At 73.7% G+C, this 19,597-nt stretch carries 20 protein-coding genes and 1 riboswitch; of the genes, 11 read left to right on the top strand and 9 right to left on the bottom strand.

The window, feature by feature from the left end; genetic code table 11:
* Nucleotides 1-420: 420 nt before the first annotated feature.
* Nucleotides 421-1,812: a phytoene desaturase family protein gene (locus ACWEMJ_RS13640; RefSeq protein ID WP_452137191.1), complete on the top strand. Its 1,392-nt coding sequence runs from the start codon at nucleotides 421-423 to the stop codon at nucleotides 1,810-1,812.
* A gap of 7 nt (nucleotides 1,813-1,819) precedes the next feature.
* On the opposite strand, the gene ACWEMJ_RS13635 is transcribed toward ACWEMJ_RS13640, so the two are convergent.
* A complete protein-coding gene (locus ACWEMJ_RS13635; RefSeq protein WP_452137190.1) occupies nucleotides 1,820-2,569 on the bottom strand; it encodes a hypothetical protein in 750 nt (249 codons plus the stop codon).
* 141 nt (nucleotides 2,570-2,710) lie between these two features.
* Entirely contained in the window at nucleotides 2,711-3,625 is a 915-nt protein-coding gene (gene metF, locus ACWEMJ_RS13630; RefSeq protein WP_452137189.1) for a methylenetetrahydrofolate reductase [NAD(P)H], read from the bottom strand.
* Nucleotides 3,626-3,795: 170 nt separating this feature from the next.
* Between metF and ACWEMJ_RS13625 the strand changes: the two genes are divergently transcribed.
* Nucleotides 3,796-4,902 (top strand): polyprenyl synthetase family protein, encoded by a 1,107-nt coding sequence (locus tag ACWEMJ_RS13625; RefSeq protein WP_452137188.1) that lies wholly within the window; start codon nucleotides 3,796-3,798, stop codon nucleotides 4,900-4,902.
* Nucleotides 4,903-4,904: 2 nt separating this feature from the next.
* Here the strand turns inward: ACWEMJ_RS13625 and ACWEMJ_RS13620 are convergent, their stop codons facing one another.
* The 4 genes from ACWEMJ_RS13620 to ACWEMJ_RS13605 form a co-directional block, all read right to left on the bottom strand.
* A complete protein-coding gene (locus tag ACWEMJ_RS13620) occupies nucleotides 4,905-5,537 on the bottom strand; it encodes a VanZ family protein (RefSeq protein WP_452137187.1) in 633 nt (210 codons plus the stop codon).
* 76 nt (nucleotides 5,538-5,613) lie between these two features.
* Complete coding sequence (thiE, locus tag ACWEMJ_RS13615) at nucleotides 5,614-6,249, bottom strand: thiamine phosphate synthase (RefSeq protein WP_452137186.1); 636 nt, start codon at nucleotides 6,247-6,249, stop codon at nucleotides 5,614-5,616.
* The gene (locus ACWEMJ_RS13610; RefSeq protein WP_043913499.1) at nucleotides 6,246-6,611 is read right to left on the bottom strand and encodes an Rv2175c family DNA-binding protein; all 366 of its coding nucleotides are present in this window, start codon (nucleotides 6,609-6,611) and stop codon (nucleotides 6,246-6,248) included. The genes thiE and ACWEMJ_RS13610 overlap by 4 nt, the downstream gene beginning before the upstream one ends.
* Nucleotides 6,612-6,632: 21 nt before the next feature.
* The gene (locus ACWEMJ_RS13605) at nucleotides 6,633-7,838 is read right to left on the bottom strand and encodes an NAD(P)/FAD-dependent oxidoreductase (protein WP_452137185.1); all 1,206 of its coding nucleotides are present in this window, start codon (nucleotides 7,836-7,838) and stop codon (nucleotides 6,633-6,635) included.
* Nucleotides 7,839-7,867: 29 nt separating this feature from the next.
* Nucleotides 7,868-7,980: riboswitch (TPP riboswitch) on the top strand.
* Here ACWEMJ_RS13605 and thiO point away from each other — a divergent pair.
* From thiO to pknB, 4 genes are all read left to right on the top strand, one after another.
* Nucleotides 7,975-9,120, top strand: coding sequence for a glycine oxidase ThiO (gene thiO, locus ACWEMJ_RS13600; protein WP_452137184.1), 1,146 nt, complete (start codon nucleotides 7,975-7,977; stop codon nucleotides 9,118-9,120). Its footprint overlaps the riboswitch before it by 6 nt.
* Nucleotides 9,117-9,326, top strand: a complete 210-nt coding sequence (gene thiS, locus ACWEMJ_RS13595) for a sulfur carrier protein ThiS (RefSeq protein WP_452137183.1) — start codon at nucleotides 9,117-9,119, stop codon at nucleotides 9,324-9,326. Before thiO ends, thiS begins: the two co-directional genes overlap by 4 nt.
* Nucleotide 9,327: 1 nt before the next feature.
* Nucleotides 9,328-10,119 (top strand): thiazole synthase, encoded by a 792-nt coding sequence (locus ACWEMJ_RS13590; RefSeq protein ID WP_452137182.1) that lies wholly within the window; start codon nucleotides 9,328-9,330, stop codon nucleotides 10,117-10,119.
* A gap of 61 nt (nucleotides 10,120-10,180) precedes the next feature.
* Nucleotides 10,181-11,920: a Stk1 family PASTA domain-containing Ser/Thr kinase gene (gene pknB, locus ACWEMJ_RS13585; protein ID WP_452137204.1), complete on the top strand. Its 1,740-nt coding sequence runs from the start codon at nucleotides 10,181-10,183 to the stop codon at nucleotides 11,918-11,920.
* Between the two features lie 25 nt (nucleotides 11,921-11,945).
* On the opposite strand, the gene ACWEMJ_RS13580 is transcribed toward pknB, so the two are convergent.
* Nucleotides 11,946-12,578 (bottom strand): sulfite oxidase-like oxidoreductase, encoded by a 633-nt coding sequence (locus ACWEMJ_RS13580; protein ID WP_452137181.1) that lies wholly within the window; start codon nucleotides 12,576-12,578, stop codon nucleotides 11,946-11,948.
* Between the two features lie 300 nt (nucleotides 12,579-12,878).
* Here ACWEMJ_RS13580 and bfr point away from each other — a divergent pair, with 300 nt between their 5' ends.
* Entirely contained in the window at nucleotides 12,879-13,358 is a 480-nt protein-coding gene (gene bfr, locus ACWEMJ_RS13575) for a bacterioferritin (RefSeq protein ID WP_452137180.1), read from the top strand.
* Nucleotides 13,359-13,367: 9 nt separating this feature from the next.
* Here the strand turns inward: bfr and ACWEMJ_RS13570 are convergent, their stop codons facing one another.
* Together ACWEMJ_RS13570 and ACWEMJ_RS13565 are read right to left on the bottom strand one after the other, a co-directional pair.
* The gene (locus tag ACWEMJ_RS13570) at nucleotides 13,368-13,601 is read right to left on the bottom strand and encodes a (2Fe-2S)-binding protein (protein WP_452137179.1); all 234 of its coding nucleotides are present in this window, start codon (nucleotides 13,599-13,601) and stop codon (nucleotides 13,368-13,370) included.
* A 131-nt stretch (nucleotides 13,602-13,732) separates the two neighbouring features.
* Entirely contained in the window at nucleotides 13,733-15,064 is a 1,332-nt protein-coding gene (locus ACWEMJ_RS13565; RefSeq protein WP_452137178.1) for a class II 3-deoxy-7-phosphoheptulonate synthase, read from the bottom strand.
* 285 nt (nucleotides 15,065-15,349) lie between these two features.
* Here ACWEMJ_RS13565 and ACWEMJ_RS13560 point away from each other — a divergent pair, with 285 nt between their 5' ends.
* From ACWEMJ_RS13560 to ACWEMJ_RS13545, 4 genes are all read left to right on the top strand, one after another.
* Nucleotides 15,350-17,287, top strand: coding sequence for an anthranilate synthase family protein (locus tag ACWEMJ_RS13560; RefSeq protein ID WP_452137177.1), 1,938 nt, complete (start codon nucleotides 15,350-15,352; stop codon nucleotides 17,285-17,287).
* Between the two features lie 100 nt (nucleotides 17,288-17,387).
* A complete protein-coding gene (locus ACWEMJ_RS13555) occupies nucleotides 17,388-17,738 on the top strand; it encodes a CU044_2847 family protein (protein ID WP_452137176.1) in 351 nt (116 codons plus the stop codon).
* A complete protein-coding gene (locus ACWEMJ_RS13550; protein WP_452137175.1) occupies nucleotides 17,735-18,628 on the top strand; it encodes an effector-associated domain 2-containing protein in 894 nt (297 codons plus the stop codon). The genes ACWEMJ_RS13555 and ACWEMJ_RS13550 overlap by 4 nt, the downstream gene beginning before the upstream one ends.
* 32 nt (nucleotides 18,629-18,660) lie before the next feature.
* On the top strand, nucleotides 18,661-19,590 hold the full coding sequence (locus ACWEMJ_RS13545; protein ID WP_452137174.1) for a hypothetical protein: 930 nt from the start codon (nucleotides 18,661-18,663) through the stop codon (nucleotides 19,588-19,590).
* The last annotated feature ends 7 nt before the right edge of the window (nucleotides 19,591-19,597 follow it).

Raw genomic sequence — 19,597 nt, 5'->3', positions numbered from 1 at the left:
AGCCAAAGCCGTTCGCAAAGACCCGCCCGCGGCAGCGACCCGCGCACGCGGCAGCGGAGCGAGGGGCGCGGGGAACTGCGCGGGACGGAAGAAACCCGTCCGCGAGATCGCGCCACCGACAATGACCTGCACGCGGCCGCGCCAACGCAGTGCGGGCAAGCCCGGCGGAGCCAAAGCCGTTCGCAAAGACCCGCCCGCGGCAGCGACCCGCGCAGGCGGCAGCGGAGCGAGGGGCGCGGGGAACTGCGCGGGACGGAAGAAACCCGTCCGCGAGATCGCGCCACCGACAACGACCTGCACGTGGTCGCGCCAACGCAGTGCGGGCACGCCCGGCGAAGCCAAGGCCGTTCGTAAAGGCCCGCGTGTGGCTGTGACCCTCGCGGGTGGCGGTCGGGTGAGGGCCGCATAGGATCTTCTGCCATGGCTCGGATCATCGTCGTCGGCGCAGGTATGAGCGGTCTGGCCGCCGCGTCCAGGCTGGCCACTCTGGGGCACCGGGTGACGGTGCTGGAGGCGGCCGGGACGTACGGCGGGCAGGTGGGGACGTACCGGCGCGAGGGGTTCGGGTTCGACACCGGGCCGGGGCTGCTCGCGTTGCCCGCCGTGTACCGGGATCTCGCGTTGAAGACCGGCCGGGAGCCGTTGGAGCAGCTGGTCGGGTTGCGGCCGGTGGAGCCGGAGAGTCGCCACCTGTTCGCGGACGGCACCGAGTTGGTGCTGCCGAACGCCTCCCGGGGCGGGGTCGGCCAGGCGTTGGACGCCGCGTTCGGCGCGGGCGCCGGTGAGCGCTGGAACGAGATGGTCAACCGGGGCCGCACCGTCTGGGAGGCGACCCGCCGCCCGCTGCTGGAGGAGCCCCGGCCGGACGTCGACCCCGCCGATCCGTACCCGGTGCCGCCGCGCCGCGGCCTGTCCCGGCTGCTGCCGCGCGGCCGGCACACGCTGGCGGACGTCACCGCGCGCGAGTTGGACGGTGCGCCCGGCCCGGCGGCGCTGCTCGCCGAGTACGCGTTGCGGTATGGCCTGAACCCGTTGACCGCACCCGCCTCGGCTACCGTCCTGCCGTACATGGAGCAGTCGTTCGGCGTCTGGTACGTGGACGGCGGCCTGCGGGCGCTCGCCGACGCGGTCTTCGCGCGCTGCGAGGCGCGGGGCGTGGAGTTCCGCTTCGACACGCCCGTGCGGGCGCTGGAGCGCGCCGACGGACGGGTCACCGGCGTGCGCACCGACGACGGGGTGCTGACCGCCGACGCGGTGCTCTCCGCCGTCCCCGGCCTGGGCGTCGCCGCGCCCGCCGAGCCCGCGCCGGGCCGTTTCACCGTGCTGCTCGCGCTGGACGGCGCCCGCCCGGCCAGCACCGCGCACCGCACCGTGCTGCACGCCCCGGACGTCGCCGCCGAGGCCCGCGCGGTCTTCGGCGGCCGCGCCCTGCCGGAGCAGCCCACCGTCCAACTGCTGCGCCCCGACGACCCGTTGCTGGTGCCCGGACCGGACGCCGAGGCGGCCGTGCTGACCGTCACCGTCCCCGCCGGGCTGGAGCCGACGGACGCCCAACGGGACGCGTACGCCGACCGATTGCTGGCCCGGCTGGCCGCCGCGGGCGTCGACCTGCGGGAGCGGCTGCGCTGGCGGGAGACCCGGCTGATGGCGTCGGTGCCGGTGCCGGCGCTGGCCGGCGGGCAGCTGGCGCAGGCCAACCGGCCCGGCGAGGACGGCCTCTACCTGATCGGCGCGCACGCGCATCCCGGCGGCGGGCTGGCCCGGGTCGGGATGTCGGCCTCGATCACGGCGGGGCTGATCGGCCCGGCCTGACCGGGGCTCAGTACTGCTGCTGGTAGTACCAGTTCTGCTGCTCGCCGGGCTGCTGCGGGATGTACGGCTGCTGCTCGGGCTGGACCTGCTGCTGGTACTGCGGCTGGTACTGCTGCTGGTACTGCGGCTGGTACTGCTGCTGTTGCGGGAACTGGTAGACCGGCTGGCCGTACTGGTCGTATCCGATCAGCTGCGGCTGCTGCTGGGCGTACTGCTCCTGGTACGCGGGCTGCTGCTGGTAGCCGTAGTCGGGCTGCGGCTGGGCGTACTGCTGCGGCTCCGGCTGCTGGTGGGCGACCGGCTCCTCCGTGTAGACGCCCGCGTCGATCTCCTGGAACTCCTCGTACGCGTAAGGCTGTTCGGTCGCCGGTTCGTCCTCGACCGGACCGACCTCGCCGACCTTCGGCGCCGCCTGGGCCGCCACCGCGACGGTCGCTCCACCGGTGGCCGCGGCCAGCAGCGGGACCTTCGCCAACGGGCCGGGCAGCGTCCCGTCCGCGCGGCGCAGCGACCAGCCCACCGGGCGACCGCGCTTGACCGAGAGGGTCACCATGGCCTGCCCCGTGGCGAACGCCGCGGCGCCCACCGCTATCACCGGTACGGAGGACTGCGTCATCCCCGCGACGACGCCGAGGAACCCGCCCAGCGCGAGCGCCCGCCAGTGCAGCGCGGCCCGGTTCTGCAGCAGCAGTTCGGCCACCAGCCAGACGGCGACCAGCGCCAACGCGCCATAGAGGAACAGGTGTCCGATGCCCATCCCCGCAACCTCCAGACGCCACCATCACCGCGCGATTGCGGGCGACTGTACCGCTTCCGAGCAAACACCACCGCATCCCCCATCACCCCAACGCCGGACCCTCCGCCCCAGGGCAACACAGCTCCACGGCGCCCGCAGGGGTCAGTGCTTGTGGAGGCCCAGGTTCTGGTAGATCTCCAGGGTCGAGGTGCTGTGGTTGAGCGTGATGAAGTGCAGCCCGGGGGCGCCCTCCGCGAGGAGCCTCTCGGCCATGGCGGTGGCGTGTTCCAGGCCGACGGCGCGGACTTCGGCCGGGTTCTCGGCGGCGGCCTCCAGGCGGCGGCGGAATTCCGGCGGGAACTCGGAGCCGGACAGCTGCGGGAAGCGGACCAGTTGGCGGATGTTGGTGACCGGCATGATCTCCGGGATGATCGGCGTCTCGCAGCCGGCGGCGGTGACCCGGTCGCGCAGCCGGAGGTAGTCCTCGACCTCGAAGAACATCTGGGTGATCGCGTAGTCCGCGCCGGCCCGGCACTTGGCGACGAAGTGCTTGATGTCCTCGTCCCACGAGGTGGAGCGCGGGTGCATCTGCGGGAACGCGGCCACGCCGACGCAGAAGTCGCCGATGCCCTTGATGAGTTCGACGAGTTCGTAGGCGTAGCTGACGCCGTCGGGGTGGCGGACCCATTCGCCCATCGGGTCGCCGGGCGGGTCGCCGCGGACGGCGAGCACGTTGCGGACGCCCTCGTCGGCGTACTGGCCGATGATGTTGCGCAGTTCGGCGACCGAGTGGTCGACGGCGGTGAGGTGCGCGACGGGGGTGAGGGTGGTCTCCGTGGCGATCCGGCCGACCAGGTTGACGGTGCGGCCGCGGGAGGAGCCGCCGGCGCCGTACGTCATGCAGACGAAGTTGGGGTCGAGCGCCTCGACGCGGCGGATGGCGTCCCAGAGTTTGCGTTCGCCCTCCTCGCTGCGGGGCGGCATGAACTCGAAGGAGAAGGAGCGGTCGCCTGCCGCCAGCAGGTCGCGCACGGTCTGCGCGCGGTCGCTTCTGGTGGAGGGAATCCCGAGTGCCATGCAGGCAGGTTAGCCGTCGGCGGCGCGGCCCGGACAAACCACGTCCAGGGGCTGAGACAGTTGTCGAGATTTCCGGCCACGTTCCGGCGGTCCGGCCCGGACGGCGGCGGGCGGGCGCACCCGGGCGGGGGCGTTAGTCTGACTGTCAGCCCATCTAACCGGAGTTCCAGGTGCCCTCCTCCATCCGTCTTCCCCGCAACCCCGTCGACGCGGAGGACGTGCGCGACCGCGTCAACGCCGCGCTGAGCGCGTTCATGGCCGAACGGACCGCCCTGCTCTCCGGCATCTCCGACCAGCTCGGTCCGGTCGCCGACGCACTGCGCGAGTTCCTGCTCGACGGCGGCAAGCGGCTGCGTCCGGCGTTCTGCTACTGGGGCTGGCGCGCGGCCGGCGGCGGGGCGGACGAGCCCGGCATCGAGCGGGCGGCGGCCGCCCTGGAGCTGCTCCAGGCCAGCGCCTTGGTGCACGACGACCTGATGGACCGCAGCGACACCCGCCGCGGCCTGCCGGCCGTGCACCGCCGCTTCGAGAACCTGCACCGGGCCAGCGGCTGGCGCGGCGACCGCGAGCAGTACGGCGCGTCGGCGGCGGTGCTGCTCGGCGACCTGCTGCTGATCTGGTGCGACGAGCTGTTCCAGCGCTCGGGGCTGCCCGCCGCCGAGGTGGCCGCCGCCAAGCCCGCGTTCGACCTGATGCGCACCGAGGTCATGCTCGGCCAGTACCTGGACGTGCTGGAGCCCGTCGCGGGCGACTCCGCCGACGCCGACGCGCTGGACCGCGCGCGCACCGTGCTGCACTACAAGTCGGCGAAGTACACCATCGAACGTCCGCTCCAGGTCGGCGCGCTGCTGGCCGGCGCCGGCCCCGACCTGGTCGAGGCGCTCGGCAACTTCGGCCTGCCGCTGGGCGAGGCGTTCCAGCTCCGGGACGACCTGCTCGGCGTCTTCGGCGACCCGGCGGTCACCGGCAAGCCGGCCGGCGACGACCTGCGCGAGGGCAAGCGCACCCTGCTGGTCGCGCACGCGATGCGCGGCCTGTCGGAGCTCGACGCCAAGCAGCTGGACACCCGGCTCGGCGCCCCCGACCTCACCGCCGCCGAGGTGGCCGAGCTGCGCGAACTGATCTCCGCCAGCGGCGCCCCGGCGCTCGTCGAGGCCCGGATCGACCAGCTGCTCACCGAGGCGCTGACCGCCCTGGACACCGCCCCGATCGCGGACGGCCCGACCCGCGAGGTGCTGCGGGCGCTGGCCGACGCGGCCACCGTCCGCAAGTACTGACCTCAGCTCCTCTTCCACCGGCGTCGGGAGGCCAGCGCGGCCAGCCCGGCGCCGGCGGCGTTCAGCAGGACGTCGTCGACCGAGGACACCCGGTCCAGCCACAGCACGTACTGCGCGGTCTCCACCAGCACCGAGCAGGCCGCGCCGAGCGCCAGCATCCGGGGCACCGAGGCCAGCTTCCGGAACCGGATCGGCGCGAAGTAGCCGAGCGCGGCGAACACCAGCAGGTTGCCGCCGATCTGGGCGACCGCGGTGAGCGGCGGGCCCGCCGCGAGGACCTCCGCGATGTCGTGCAGCGGCACCAGGTTGACCCGCCGCCGCGGCCCGCCCGGGGTGGCGCCCGGCAGCAGGATCATCCATACCCACGGCACGGTGCCGTGCACCATGGCCACCTCGGCGAACGACCGCCGCCACGCCCCGGCCTCCCGCCGCCGGCGGGCCAGCAGCCCGACCACCGCGACGGAGACGGGCAGCGCCACCAACGACCAGAACAGCACCCCGTTGACGGTGCCGACCCAGGGCTGCCACCCAGCCCGCCGGTGCAGCGGCCGCTGCACCACGAAGGCGGCGGCGGCCGCGACGAACATGGCCGGAACAAGCAGCGCCGAACGGCGGGCGCGAACGGTGGGGTCCATGCCTCCAGGAGGCCGACGGGCCCCGCCGCGGTTCCGCCGCGCGTCAGCCGCGTCCCGACCTCACCGGACGGAACACCTAGCGCAGGCGGGCGGCCAGCTGTCGGGCCGCCGCGTGCGGGTCGTCGGCGGCGGTGAGGGCGCGGACGACCACGATGCGGGTGGCGCCGGCGGCCAGGACCTGGTCGAGGTTGTCGTGGTCGATGCCGCCGATCGCGAACCAGGGCCGGGCCGGGCCGGCGGCGGCCGCGTAGCGGACCAGGTCGAGGCCGGGGGCGTGCCGCCCCGGCTTGGTGGGCGTCGGCCAGACCGGCCCGGTGCAGAAGTAGTCGACGCCGGGTTCGGCGATCGCCGCGTCCACCTCGCTCTCGGCGTGGCAGGAGCGTCCGATCAGCACGTCCTCGCCGAGGATCTCCCGGGCGACCCGCACCGGCAGGTCGTCCTGCCCGAGGTGCAGCACGTCGGGGCGGGCGCCGTACGCGACGTCGGCGCGGTCGTTGACGGCCAGCAGCTTGCCGTGCCGCTTGGCGGCGTCCGCGAAGACCTCCAGGAATGCGAGTTCCTGGCGGGCCTCCAGGTTCTTGTCGCGGAGCTGCACGATGTCGACGCCGCCGGCCAGCACGGCGTCCAGGAAGTCGGCCAGGTCGCCCTGCTCGCGGCGGGCGTCGGTGCAGAGGTAGAGCTTGGCGTCGGCGAGCTGCTGACGGGCCGTCACAGCGCCATGGCCTGGGCGCGGCGCTTGACCTCGGTGCCGCGGTTCTCGCGCAGCGCCTGGATCGGGCTGCCGGGCAGCGACGGGTCCTCGGTGAACATCCACTCCAGGATCTCCTGGTCGGAGAAGCCGCAGTCGCGGAGCACCGTGAGGGTGCCGACCAGGTGCTTGACCGGGCCGTCGTCCTCGATGAAGTCGGCGGGGACCTGCAGCGAGTTGTTCTCGCCGCGGCGGACGGCCAGCAGCTTGCGGCTGCGCACCATGTCGCGGACCTCGGTGATCACCACGCCCCACCGCTCGGAGATGTCGGGCAGGTACAGCCACGCGGGGACCAGGGCGTCAATCTTGGGATCAATAGTGCTCACGCCACCCAGCCTACCGACCCGCTACCGGGTCGCCGCCTTCAGCTGGACGGCCGGGTCGGCGGCCAGTGCCGGATCGAGCACCGCGCCGCGTTCGATCAGGCGGCGGCCCTGCGCCAGGTCGCGTGGCCGGTCCACGGCGAGCAGCGCGACCAGCGCGCCGTCGCGCAGCCACAGCACCGACCAGTCGCGCCCGGACGGGGAGCCGCGCCACAGCAGGTGGTCGGCCCCGGCATGCCGGCCCGCGTACTGCACCATGCGGTCGAACTGCTCGGACCAGAAGTACGGGACGGGGTCGTAGGGCGCGTCCAGGGCGCCGAGCACGGAGGCGGCGACGGCGCCGCCGGAGTGCAGGGCGTGGTCCCAGTGCTGGACGGCGAGGCGGGTGCCGAACCGGGCGGACGGGTAGGAGGCGCAGTCGCCGACCGCCCAGACGCCGGGCAGCGCGGTACGCAGCCGGTCGTCGACGGGGATCGTGCCGTCGGGGTCGAGGGCGAGCGGGCCGCCGGCCAGCCAGTCGGTGGCGGGGCGGGCGCCGATGCCGACCACCACCTCGTCGGCGGGCAGGTGGGTGCCGTCGGCGAGCAGCACCCCGCCGTCGGCGGCTCCGGCGACGCCGACCCCGCAGCGCAGGTCGACGCCGGCGGCGGCGTACCAGTCGGCCATCAGGGCGCCGAGTTCGGCGGGCAGCGCCCCGGCCAGCGGGGTGGCGGCGGCCTCCACGACGGTGACCCGGCAGCCGAGGGCGCGGGCGACGGTAGCGGTCTCGGCGCCGATCCAGCCCGCGCCGACCAGCACGATCCGCCTGCCGGGGGTGAGCGCGGCGCGCAGCGCGTGCGCGTCGTCGACGGTGCGCAGGGTACGGGCGTCCGGCAGGCCGGGCAGGGTGCGCGGGTCGGCGCCGGTGGCGATCACCAGCGCGCTGTAGGGGAGTTCGCCGCCGTCGGTGTGCAGGGTGCCGGCGGTCAGGCCGGTGGCGCGGCGGCCGGTGAGGAGTTCGACGCCGAGCTGGTGCCAGTCGATCTCGAAGGCGGTGGCGTCGGCCTTGCCGAGCAGCACGTCCTTGGACAGCGGCGGCCGGTCGTACGGCAGGTGGAGTTCCTCGCCGACCAGGGTGATCGCGCCCTGCCATCCGCCCTGGCGCAGGTTCAGGGCGGCCTGCGCGCCCGCCATGCCCGCCCCGACCACGACGACCCGGTCCGTTGCCCTCAGCTCAGCCACGGCGTCCACCCTAACGGCCCGGCGTTAAGGTGGAGGGACTACCTCATCACGGGAGCCCGGCGCACCGGGCTGAGAGGCGGGCTGTGGCGGCCCGCGACCGTCCGAACCTGATCCGGGTCATGCCGGCGAAGGGAGAAGAAGCGCTGTGGCATCTTCCGACGTGCTGGTGATCGGCGGCGGCATCATCGGCCTGGGCGTCGCCTGGCGCACCGCGCAGCGCGGGCTGAGCGTCGCGGTGGTGGACCCGTCGCCGGGCGGCGGCGCGGCGCAGGTCGCCGCGGGCATGCTCGCCCCGGTCACCGAACTCCAGTACGGCGAGGAGCCGTTGCTGCGCCTGGGCATGGCGTCCAACGACCGCTACGGGGCGTTCGCCGCCGAGCTGACCGAGCTGACCGGCCTGGACACCGGCTACCGGCGCACCGGCACGCTGGCCGTCGCGCTGGACTCCGACGACCGCGAGGAGCTGCGCGAACTGCACGCCTTCCACGGCCGGTTGGGCCTGGCCTCGCAGTGGCTGACCGGCCGGGAGTGCCGCCGGCTGGAGCCGATGCTCGCGCCGGGCGTGCGCGGCGGCCTGCACGTCGCCGAGGACCACCAGGTGGACGGCCGGCGGCTGGCCGCCGCGCTGGTCGCGGCGTGCAAGCTGCTGGGCGTCGCCTTCCACCGCACACAGGCCGCCGAGCTGCTGCTGGACGGCGAACGGGCCGTCGGCGTACGGCTGTTGACGGGCGAGCGGCTGACGGCCGGGCAGACCGTGCTGGCCGCCGGCTCGCGCAGCCACCTGCTGCCGGGCCTGCCGGACGGGGTGCTGCCGGCGATCCGCCCGGTGAAGGGCCAGGTGCTGCGGCTGCGGATACCGCAGCTGTACGCGCCGTTCCTGTCCCGCAACGTGCGGGCCGTGGTGCGCGGGCAGCACCTGTACCTGGTGCCGCGCGCCGACGGCGAGCTGGTGATCGGCGCGACCACCGAGGAGATGGGCCACGACACCACCGTCACCGCGGGCGGCGTGTACGAGCTGCTCCGGGACGCGCACGAACTCGTCCCCGGCATCACCGAGTTGCCGCTGGTGGAGACCTGCGCGGGCCTGCGCCCCGGCTCCCCCGACAACGCGCCGCTGCTCGGCCCGACGGCGCTGGCCGGCCTGGCCGCCGCCACCGGGCACTACCGCAACGGCGTGCTGCTCACCCCGGTCACCGCCGACCTGCTCGCCGACTACCTGGCCACCGGCGAACTCCCCGCGCCGGCCGCCGACTTCACCCCCGCCCGCTTCCGCACCGAGGTGCCCGCATGAACACCGTCGCCCTGACCGTCAACGGCGAACCCCGCACGCTGCCCGCCGCCACCACCCTGGACGCGGTGGTCGCCGAGGTGTCCGCCGCCAACACCGGCGTCGCCGCCGCCGTCAACGAGGCCGTGGTGCCCCGCAGTTCCTGGCCGACCACGGCGCTCGCCGAGGGCGACCGGGTGGAGATCCTCACCGCCGTGCAGGGGGGCTGAGATGGCCGACGACCTGCTGACCATCGGCGACACCGCGTTCACCTCCCGGCTGATCATGGGCACCGGCGGCGCGCCCAGCCTGGACGTGCTGGAGCAGGCGCTGCGCGTCTCCGGCACCGAGCTGACCACGGTGGCGATGCGCCGCGTCAACACCGCCACCCAGGGCTCGGTGCTGGAGGTGCTGGCCCGCAACGGCATCCGGGTGCTGCCGAACACGGCCGGCTGCTACACCGCCGGCGAGGCCGTGCTGACCGCCCGCCTCGCCCGCGAGGCGCTCGGCACCAGCTGGGTGAAGCTGGAGGTGATCGCCGACGAGCGCACCCTGCTGCCCGACCCGATCGAACTCCTGGACGCCGCCGAGACCTTGGTCGACGACGGCTTCACCGTGCTGCCGTACACCAACGACGACCCGGTGCTGGCCCGCAAGCTGGAGGACGTCGGCTGCGCGGCGATCATGCCGCTGGGCTCGCCGATCGGCTCCGGCCTGGGCATCCGCAACCCGCACAACTTCCAGCTGATCGTGGAGTCCGCGAACGTCCCGGTGGTCCTGGACGCGGGCGCGGGCACCGCCAGCGACGTCGCCCTCGCGATGGAACTCGGCTGCTCCGCCGTGATGCTGGCCTCGGCCGTGACGCGCGCCCAGGAGCCGGTGCTGATGGCCGACGCGATGCGCCGCGCCGTCGAGGCCGGCCGCCTCGCCCACCGGGCCGGCCGCATCCCGCGCCGCTACTACGCGGAGGCCTCCTCCCCCAGCGCCGGCCTGGCCGACACCCGGGAGCGCCCGGCGTTCTGACGGCACCCGCCCGGCGGGTGGTCCACGCCCGCCGGGCGCTGACTACACTCCTCGGGTGGACATGACGCTGAACGACCCCCTCATCGGCGCGCTGCTCGACGGGCGCTACCGGGTCGAGCAGCGGATCGCGATCGGCGGCATGTCGACGGTCTACCGGGGCACCGACACCCGCCTCGACCGCACCGTCGCGCTGAAGGTGATGCACCCTTCGCTGGCGGGCGACGCCGACTTCACGGCGCGTTTCATCCGCGAGGCGAAGGCCGCGGCCCGGCTCGCCCACCCCAACGTGGTCAACGTGCTGGACCAGGGCGCGGATCCGCGCGCGGTGTTCATGGCGCTGGAGTACGTCCCCGGCCGCACCCTGCGCGACCTGCTGCGCGACCGCGGCGCGCTCTCGGTGCGGGCCGCGCTGGACGTCCTGGAGCCGGTGCTGGCGGCGCTCGGCGCGGCCCACCGGGCGGGCCTGGTGCACCGGGACGTGAAGCCGGAGAACGTGCTGATCACCGACAACGGCCTGGTGAAGGTCGCGGACTTCGGCCTGGTCCGGGTCATGGGCGCCGCCGAGGCGAACACCACCGCCGCCACCGAGCCGGGCCAACTGATGGGCACCGTCTCGTACTTGGCGCCCGAGCAGATCAGCCAGGACGCCCCCACCGACCAGCGGGTGGACGTCTACGCGGCGGGCATCCTGCTGTACGAGATGCTCACCGGCGCCAAGCCGCACACCGGCGAGAACCCCGCCCAGGTGATGTACCGCCACCTGCACGAGGACGTCCCGGCGCCGTCCCGCACCGCCCCCGCCGTGGGCGCGGAGCTGGACGCCCTGGTCGCCACCGCCACCGCCCGCGACCCCGAGGCCCGGCCGTGGGACGCGGTGGAGCTGCTGGCCGCCGTGCAGCGGGTGCGCCGGGTACTGCCGGCCGACCGCCTGGACGCGGAGCCGCCGGCGTCCGGCCGGCCCACCCCGCTGTTCGGCCCGGGCGAGGCGACCGCCGTGATCAGCGCCCCGCCGGGCCTGGAGCGCACCAGCGTGCTGGACGTCCCGCCCGACCTGCTGCCACCGGTGCGCCCGGTGAACGACGACGCCCCGCCGCCGCGCAGCCGCCGCCGCAGCTCCGGTCCGCGGGTCCGCCGGGCCCCGATGATCTGGGCGGCCGTCGGCGTCGTGGTGGTGCTGCTGGTCGGCGGCGTGACGTACGCGCTGTCCAGCGCGGTGTACGCGACGGTGCCGAGCGTGCTGGGCCAGAGCCGGCAGCAGGCCGTCACCGTGCTGGACAAGCAGGGCCTGCACGCCGCGTTCACCGAGCAGTTCAGCGAGTCGGTGCAGGCCGGCCAGGTGATCTCCACCGACCCCGGGGTGGGCGCCAAGGTCCGCAAGAGCGACGCGGTCAAGGTCGTGGTCTCGCGCGGCCCCGAGCGGCTGCCGGTGCCCGAGGTGGTGAACCGCCCGCTGGCCGAGGCCGTCAAGGCGCTGACCGACGCCCGGCTGACGGCGGGCGGCACCACCGAGCAGTTCAGCGACGCGGTGCCGAAGGGCGCGGTGATCTCCACCGACCCGGCGGCCGGTACGGCGCTGGCCCCGAACTCGCCGGTCGGGCTGACGGTCTCCAAGGGCATGCACCTGGTGCCGAACGTCTCCGGCCTGTCCAAGGAGGACGCGGCGAAGGCCCTGCAGGACGCCGGGTTCACCCCGCAGGTCGCCGGCCTGCTGCCGCTCGGCAAGGTCACCGAGCAGTCCCCGGCGGCGGGGACGCCGCGCCCGCAGGGGTCGACGGTGACCATCACCGTCAGCCTGTTCTAGATCGGCCGGACGGGCCCGGGGGCCCTCACCGCAGCGGGCCGTCGCCCTCCTGCTCCTGGTAGGAGTAGCGCTGCTGCTGCCAGGGGTCGGCGCGGTTGTGGTAGCCGCGCTCCTCCCAGAAGCCGCGCCGGTCGGCCCGCAGGTACTCGACGGCGCGCACCCACTTGGGGCCCTTCCAGGCGTACAGGTGCGGCACCACCAGGCGGACCGGGAAGCCGTGTTCGAGGGTCAGCGGCTGCCCGTCGTGGTGGGTGGCGAACACCGTCGACGGGGCGGCGAAGTCGGCCAGCCGCAGGTTGGCGCTGTAGCCGTACTCGGCCCACACCATGACGTGGGTGACGGTCGTGTCGGGCGGGACGAGGTCGAGCACCGTCCGGCCGGCGACGCCGCACCACTCGTTGTCGAGCATGGAGAACTTGGTGACGCAGTGGAAGTCGCCGCGGACGGTCGTCTTGGGCAGCGCGTGGAAGCCCGCGAAGTCCCAGCGGGCCTTCTCCGCGTCGGCGGTCGCCCCGAACACCTGGAAGTCCCAGCTGTCCGGCTTGAACCGGGGCACCGGCCCGTAGTGCAGCACCGGCCAGCCGCGCTGTCGGCGCTGGCCCGGCGGGAGCCTCGGGTCAACCTGCGGCGACGATTCATCCGATTGGTGGTGACCCATGGCTCCATGGTGACAGACGGCGTTCGCCGAACCTCGCACGCCCCCGCCGCGCGCCCCTCCGGAAACCATTTCCGACGGAGGGGGGCAACACGAAACCACTCCGTTCAGGCGTTCGGAGCAGATACCTCCGTTCGGACCAATCAGGAGCACGTTCACGCAGGTCAGCGAATTCCGGCGGCGGAGGAAACCACGCCGCCCGGCTCCCCGGTAAGCGTGAACTTACTGGAAGTGCCCCCGACCGGCTGCCACGATGCGGGCAACCCGGCACCGGCCGGAATGACGAGTCAGGAAGGGCAGGCCATGCAGGGCGATCCCGAGGTCATCGAGTTCCTCAACGAGCAGCTGACCGCCGAGCTCACCGCGATCAACCAGTACTTCCTGCACGCGAAAATGCAGGAGAACAACGGCTGGACCAAGCTCGCCAAATACACCCGGCACGAGTCCTTCGACGAGATGAAGCACGCCGAGACGCTCACCGACCGGATCCTGTTCCTGGAGGGCCTGCCGAACTACCAGCGGCTGTTCCACGTCCGGATCGGGCAGACCGTCACGGAGATGTTCCAGGCCGACCGGCAGGTCGAGGTGGAGGCGATCGACCGCCTCAAGCGCGGGATCGTGGTGATGCGGGCCAAGAACGACGTCACCTCGGCGAACATCTTCGAGGACATCCTCGCCGACGAGGAACAGCACATCGACTACCTGGACACCCAGCTCGAACTGATCGAGAAGCTCGGCGAGGCCCTCTACATCGCGCAGCTGATCGAACAGCCGGACAGCTGACCGGACGGTTCAGGCCGCCTGCGGGGCGGCCGGCTCGGCCAGTCCGAGCCGCTGGGCCAACCGCGCGGTCGGGCAGGGGCGGGCGCCGCTCTCGCCGAGCAGCGCCTGGATCCGCCGCACGCAGGAGCCGCAGTCGGTGCCGGCCTTGCAGCCCTTGGCTATCTGACGCGGGGTGGTGGCGCCCTCGTCGATCTCCTGCTTGACCCGGGCCTCGGTGACCGCATGGCACATGCACACGTACATGTACGGCCCCTTCCACGCTCGGCGTTGCTTTACTGAGCCTTACCTTACCTGGTGCTCCGGGTACGAAGAAGGCCCCTCCGCCTTCGGATCACCGAAAACGGAGGGGCCTTCGTCACACCGGCCGGGAGGCCCTACTGGCCGCGGTACATCTCGGCCACCAGGAACGCCAGGTCCAGCGACTGGCTGCGGTTGAGCCGCGGGTCGCAGGCGGTCTCGTAGCGCTGGTGCAGGTCGTCGACCAGCACCTCGTCGCCGCCGCCGACGCACTCGGTGACGTCGTCGCCGGTCAGCTCCACGTGGATGCCGCCCGGGTGGGTGCCGAGCGCGCGGTGCACCTCGAAGAAGCCCTTGACCTCGTCCAGGACGTCGTCGAACTTGCGGGTCTTGTGGCCGCTGGACGCCTCGTAGGTGTTGCCGTGCATCGGGTCGCTGATCCACACCACCTGGGCGCCGGACGCGGTGACCTTCTCCACCAGGGTGGGCAGGTGGTCGCGGATCTTGCCCGCGCCCATCCGGGTGATGAAGGTGAGCCGGCCGGGCTCGCGCTCCGGGTCCAGCCGGTCGATCAGGGTGAGCGCCTCGTCGACCGTGGTGGTCGGGCCGAGCTTCACGCCGATCGGGTTGCGGATCTTCGAGGCGAACTCGATGTGCGCGTGGTCGAGTTGACGGGTGCGCTCACCGATCCAGACCATGTGGCCGGAGACGTCGTACAGCTCGCCGGTGCGCGAGTCGGTGCGGGTCAGGGCCGTCTCGTAGTCCAGGATCAGCGCCTCGTGCGAGGAGAAGAACTCGACCGTCTTGAACTCCTCCGGGGCCACCCCGCAGGCGTTCATGAAGGCCAGCGCCTGGTCGATCTCCCGGGCCAGCTGCTCGTAGCGCTGGCCGGCCGGGGAGTTGCGCACGAAGTCCTGGTTCCAGGCGTGCACCTGGCGCAGGTCGGCGTAGCCGCCGGTGGTGAAGGCGCGCACCAGGTTCAGGGTCGAGGCGGAGGCGTTGTACATCCGCTTCAGGCGCTCCGGGTCCGGGATCCGGGACTCGGGGGTGAACTCGAAGCCGTTCACCGAGTCGCCCCGGTACACCGGCAGCGTCACGCCGTCCCGGGTCTCGGTGTTCTTCGAGCGCGGCTTGGAGTACTGGCCGGCGATCCGGCCGACCTTCACCACCGGCACGGACGCCGCGTAGGTCAGCACCGCGGCCATCTGGAGCAGGGTCTTGAGCTTGTTGCGGATGTGGTCGGCCGACACGGCGTCGAACGCCTCGGCACAGTCACCGCCCTGCAGCAGGAACGCCTCACCACGCGCGACGGCGCCGAGCCGGGCGCGCAGCTGGTCGCACTCGCCGGCGAAGACGAGCGGCGGATAGGAGGCGAGCTCCGCAAGGGTCTTGCGCAGAGCCTCTTGGTCCGGCCATTCAGGCTGCTGCGCCGCGGGCAGGGACTGCCAGGAGTGGTTAGTCACGGTCACAAGGGCAAGGCTACGGGGTCGTCCCAACAGCTCGGTGACGACGCCCGGTGGGTGAGACAGGTCGTGGACATCGCCCCGGGCGGGCCCGGGGTGGGCTATGGTCTGCTGCATGACCGCGACCTACACCTCCTCCTGGTGGTGGGCCAGCCCGTTGGGCGGCCCACGAATCGCGCGTCCCTAGAGACGAACGACGGCCGCCCTTCGGGGCGGCCGTCGGCGTCTGTGTCCAGCGTCACGACCTCCCCGAAGGCGGCACCGGCCAACTTCCGGAAGGACCCCGCAGTCGTGACCACCACCGCAGCCGACCTGCTCGCCCGGCTCACCGCGCCCGGCGCCCCCGCCTTCGCCCTGCTGCACCGCCGCACGCCCCGGCTCGCCCCCGACACCGTCGAGCTGCTGCTCGGCACCGTCTCCGAGCACGACACGCTGGCCGACCTGCCCGTCCCGCACGGCGTGCCCGCCGGCGGCCCCCGGCACGACCTGCTCGCCCTGGTCCCCTACGCCCAGCTGCGCGAACGCGGCTTCGCGGCCCGCCAGGACGGCACCCCGCTGCGCGCGCTGGCCGTCGAGGAGCAGCACGCGCTGCCGCTCGGCGAGGTGCTGGCCGCACTGCCGGACGCGCCGGTGGAGCTGCGCGGCGGCGGCTTCGACATCGACGACGACGAGTACGCGGACATCGTCCGGCGGGTGATCGAGGACGAGATCGGGCGCGGCGAGGGCGCCAACTTCGTGATCCGGCGCGACTTCCGGGCCGCGCTGGACGGCTTCGACATCGCCACCGCGCTGACCCTGTTCCGGCGGCTGCTGCAGCACGAGCGCGGCGCGTACTGGACGTTCCTGGTGCACACCGGCGACCGGGTGCTGGTCGGCGCGTCCCCCGAGGTCCACGTCCGGCAGTCCGGCGGCACCGTGGTGATGAACCCGATCTCCGGCACCTACCGCTATCCGTCCACCGGGCCGACCGCCGAGTCCCTCCTCGAATTCCTGCGCGACCCCAAGGAGTTGGAGGAGCTCACCATGGTGGTCGACGAGGAGCTGAAGATGATGTGCGCGGTCGGCGACCTCGGCGGGCAGGTGCTCGGGCCGCGCCTGAAGGAGATGTCGCACCTCGCGCACACCGAGTACGAGCTGCGCGGCCGCACCTCGCTGGACGTCCGGGAGGTGCTGCGGGAGACCATGTTCGCCGCCACCGTCACCGGCAGCCCCGTGCAGAACGCCACCCGGGTCATCGACCGGTACGAGCGCGGCGGGCGCGGCTACTACTCGGGCGCGCTGGCGCTGATCGGGCGCTCGGCCGGCGGCGGCCAGCAGCTGGACTCGCCGATCTGCATCCGGACCGCCGACATCGACCCCGCCGACGGCTCGCTGGTCGTCCGGGTCGGCGCCACCCTGGTCCGGCACTCCGACCCGTACTCGGAGGTCGCCGAGACGCACGCCAAGGCCGCCGGGGTGCTCTCCGCGATCGGCGCCCGACCGGCCCGGCCCGCGAAGGCCGCCGCCGCCCGGCCCCGGCTCGGCGAGGACCACCGGGTGCAGGCCGCGCTGGGCTCCCGCCGGGCCGGGCTCGCCCCGTTCTGGCTGCGGATGCAGCAGCCCGCCGAGCCCCGCCCCGACGCCCACGCGCTGGTGGTCGACGGCGAGGACACCTTCACCGCGATGCTCGCCCACCTGCTGCGCTCGCTCGGCCACACCGTCACCGTGCTGCGCCACGACACGCCCGGGCTGCGCGAGCGGGCCGCCGCCCACCCCGGCCCGCTGGTGCTCGGCCCCGGACCCGGCGACCCCGCCGATCCGGCCGACCCGAAGATGGCGCTGCTGCGCCCGATCGTCGCCGACGCCCTCGCCGCCGCCCGGGACGGCTCCCGCGGCGCCCCGCTGCTGGCGGTCTGCCTCAGCCACCAGCTGCTGTCCGCGCGGCTCGGCCTGCCGCTGGCCCGCAAGGCCGTGCCGTACCAGGGGGCGCAGGAGGCGATCGACCTGTTCGGCGTGCGCCGCACCGTGGGCTTCTACAACACCTTCACCGCCCGCTGCGACGACCCGGTGGCGCGGCGGCTGGCCGCCGAGGGCATCGAGGTGGCCCGCGACCCGCGCACCGGGGACGTCCACGCGCTGCGCGGGCCTGGCTTCGCGGGGCTCCAGTTCCACCCCGAGTCGGTGCTGACCAGGGAGGGCGTGGAGATCGTCGCCGAACTGCTGCGCGGCGTCCCGGCAGTGCGCCGCTGACCCGTCCGCCCCACGCGTCAACATCCCCTGAAATGCGTAGTACAGACGCCGAGTTGACTGATATTCATATCCTGCTTCGCGAGCGGGCATGGAGGGGGACATGGCACATTCAGCAGAACACGACACGGTGGAGATCGTCCTCGACGACGGCACTGTCCTGCACGCGGCCGTCCGTGCGGGCGACCGGCCGACGGCCGGGGACGCGGGGGCGGTCTCCAGGGCGGTGACGCACAGCCTGGGCGACGTCCGGCGGACGGTCCGCGCGGTGGGCCGGTGGGCCCGGGAGACCGCACGGCAGGCCGGCGACCCGGACTCCTTCGAGGTGGAGTTCGGGCTCACCCTGGGCGTGAAATCAGGCCAGTTGATCAGCGTGCTGGCGGAGGCGTCCGGCGAGGCCAGCCTGGTGGTCCGGCTCGGCTGGTCGCGCCCGGACGACAGCCCCGCCGAGTGACGGCGCACGGCGCGCCGGCCGCGGCGCTCTGGCTGGCCGGGCCGGACGGGGAGTTCCTCGGCAGCGGCTTCCACCTGGGCGCGGGCCGGGTGGTCAGCTGCGCCCACGTGGCGGCCGGGCACTCCGTGCTCACGGCCCGCCACGCGGGCGCCGCGCACCCGGCCCGGGTGGTACTGCTGGCCCCGCCCGAGCGCCCGCCCGGCGCGGCCGCCCACCCGCCGCCGGACCTGGCGGTGCTGGACGTCCCGGGCCTCGCGGGCGCACCGGCCGTCCCGGTCGCCGACCGGGACATCGCCAACGGCGCGGCCGCACTCGCGCACGGCTTCGCGGTGAACGAGGTGACCCGCGAGGTCGGCCCGGAGTCCGCCCAGCTCACCGTGGCGGGCCCCTCCGGGCTCGGCCTGCGCGTCCAACTCGGCTGGATCCCCTTCGGGTTGAGCGGCAGCATGGTGGTCGACGGCGACGGCCTGCTGGTCGGCATGGTGAAGGCCACCGCACACAGCTCCCACACCAGGGGCGGCTGGATCACCCCGCTGTCCGCACTGCTGCCGCTGCTCGGCGAGCGCCCGCCGCCCGCGCCGCCGACCCGGAGGATCACCGCCCAGGCCTGCGCCCAGCTGCTGGCCGGCGTCCCGCTGCTCCAGGACCCGCAGGCCCGCCTGATGCTGATCCAGTACGTCAACGACGAACTCGGCCCGGCGGCGGACATCAGGGTTCCCTACAGCGGGCTCGCCTTCCTGCACCTGAGCGGCGTCGCCGCCGCCTGCCTGAACCACCGCAACCCGCCCACCGCCCTGCGCGCCCTGCTGGACGGCGCGTACGCCCTGTGCGGATCGCAACAGGCGCTCGACGATCTCGCAAGACTGCTGCACATCGACCCGGAGGGGTGAGGATGGACCGCTGCACCAGGGAGACCCGGCACATGCTGCAGCGCATCCTGGCGAGCTGGCACGAACTCGCCGAGCCTCTCACCGACTTGGAACAGCACCTGGCGGAATACACCGGCTACGCCGTCCAGGTGCGCCCCAACAGCCTCGCGCGCTCCGCCCGCCGGATCGCCAAGTACCTGGCCGAGGACCACGCCCAGCCCGCCGCCGCCATCTCCCACCTGTACGACTGGCTGACCTGGAACATGGGCCACCAACTGCGCGGCGCCTGGGTGGGGTTCCTCGCCCAGGTACAGGGCGCCCCGGGGCTGCGGGCGAGCCAGCGCGCCGACCTGGTGGTGATCGCCGAGGTGCTCCAGTTCTCGACGCAGTCGCCGCAACGCCTCTCCCGCGGCGATCTCTTCGACCTGGCCGCACAGGCCCTGACCAGTGGCAGCCCGGATCGCCTGCTGCTCGAACTCGGGCACGTCGAACCCCAGTTGGCCCAGCTGGCCCGGAAGGAGGTGGAGCGCTCGCGTTCCCCCCTCTCCTACGGGCGCTCGCCCCGGCGTTGGACAGTGCTCGCGGCTGCGGTCGCGCTGCTGGCCACCGCCGGCGGGGTGACGGCGGTGCTGCTGCCGCCGGACGGGCCTCCGCCGTTGCCCGGCCGGGAGGTGACGTGGGTGCCCGAGACGGTGGACCCGGGCAGCGTGTCCTCGGCCACGGTGAACGTCCCGCCCGGGGCGACCCGTCTGGTGGCGCGCATCCAGTTGACGGACAAGCACCCCGGCCAGGGAAGCTGCCCCGAGATCGAGGTCGCCCTCTCCGCCGATGCGGGCGGAAGCACCGACTGGCAGACCCCGGACAAGCCGCTGTCCATCGCCGTCCCGCCCGGCCACACCGGGCTGCGCATCGACCTGCGGCTCAAGACCGATGGCGGCTGCGCGCAGCACATCGACACCCAGCGCGTCGACTTCGAACGATAGGAGGCTC

Source organism: Kitasatospora sp. NPDC004531, from assembly GCF_053602195.1.
This window is presented reverse-complemented; position numbering and strand designations above follow the sequence as displayed.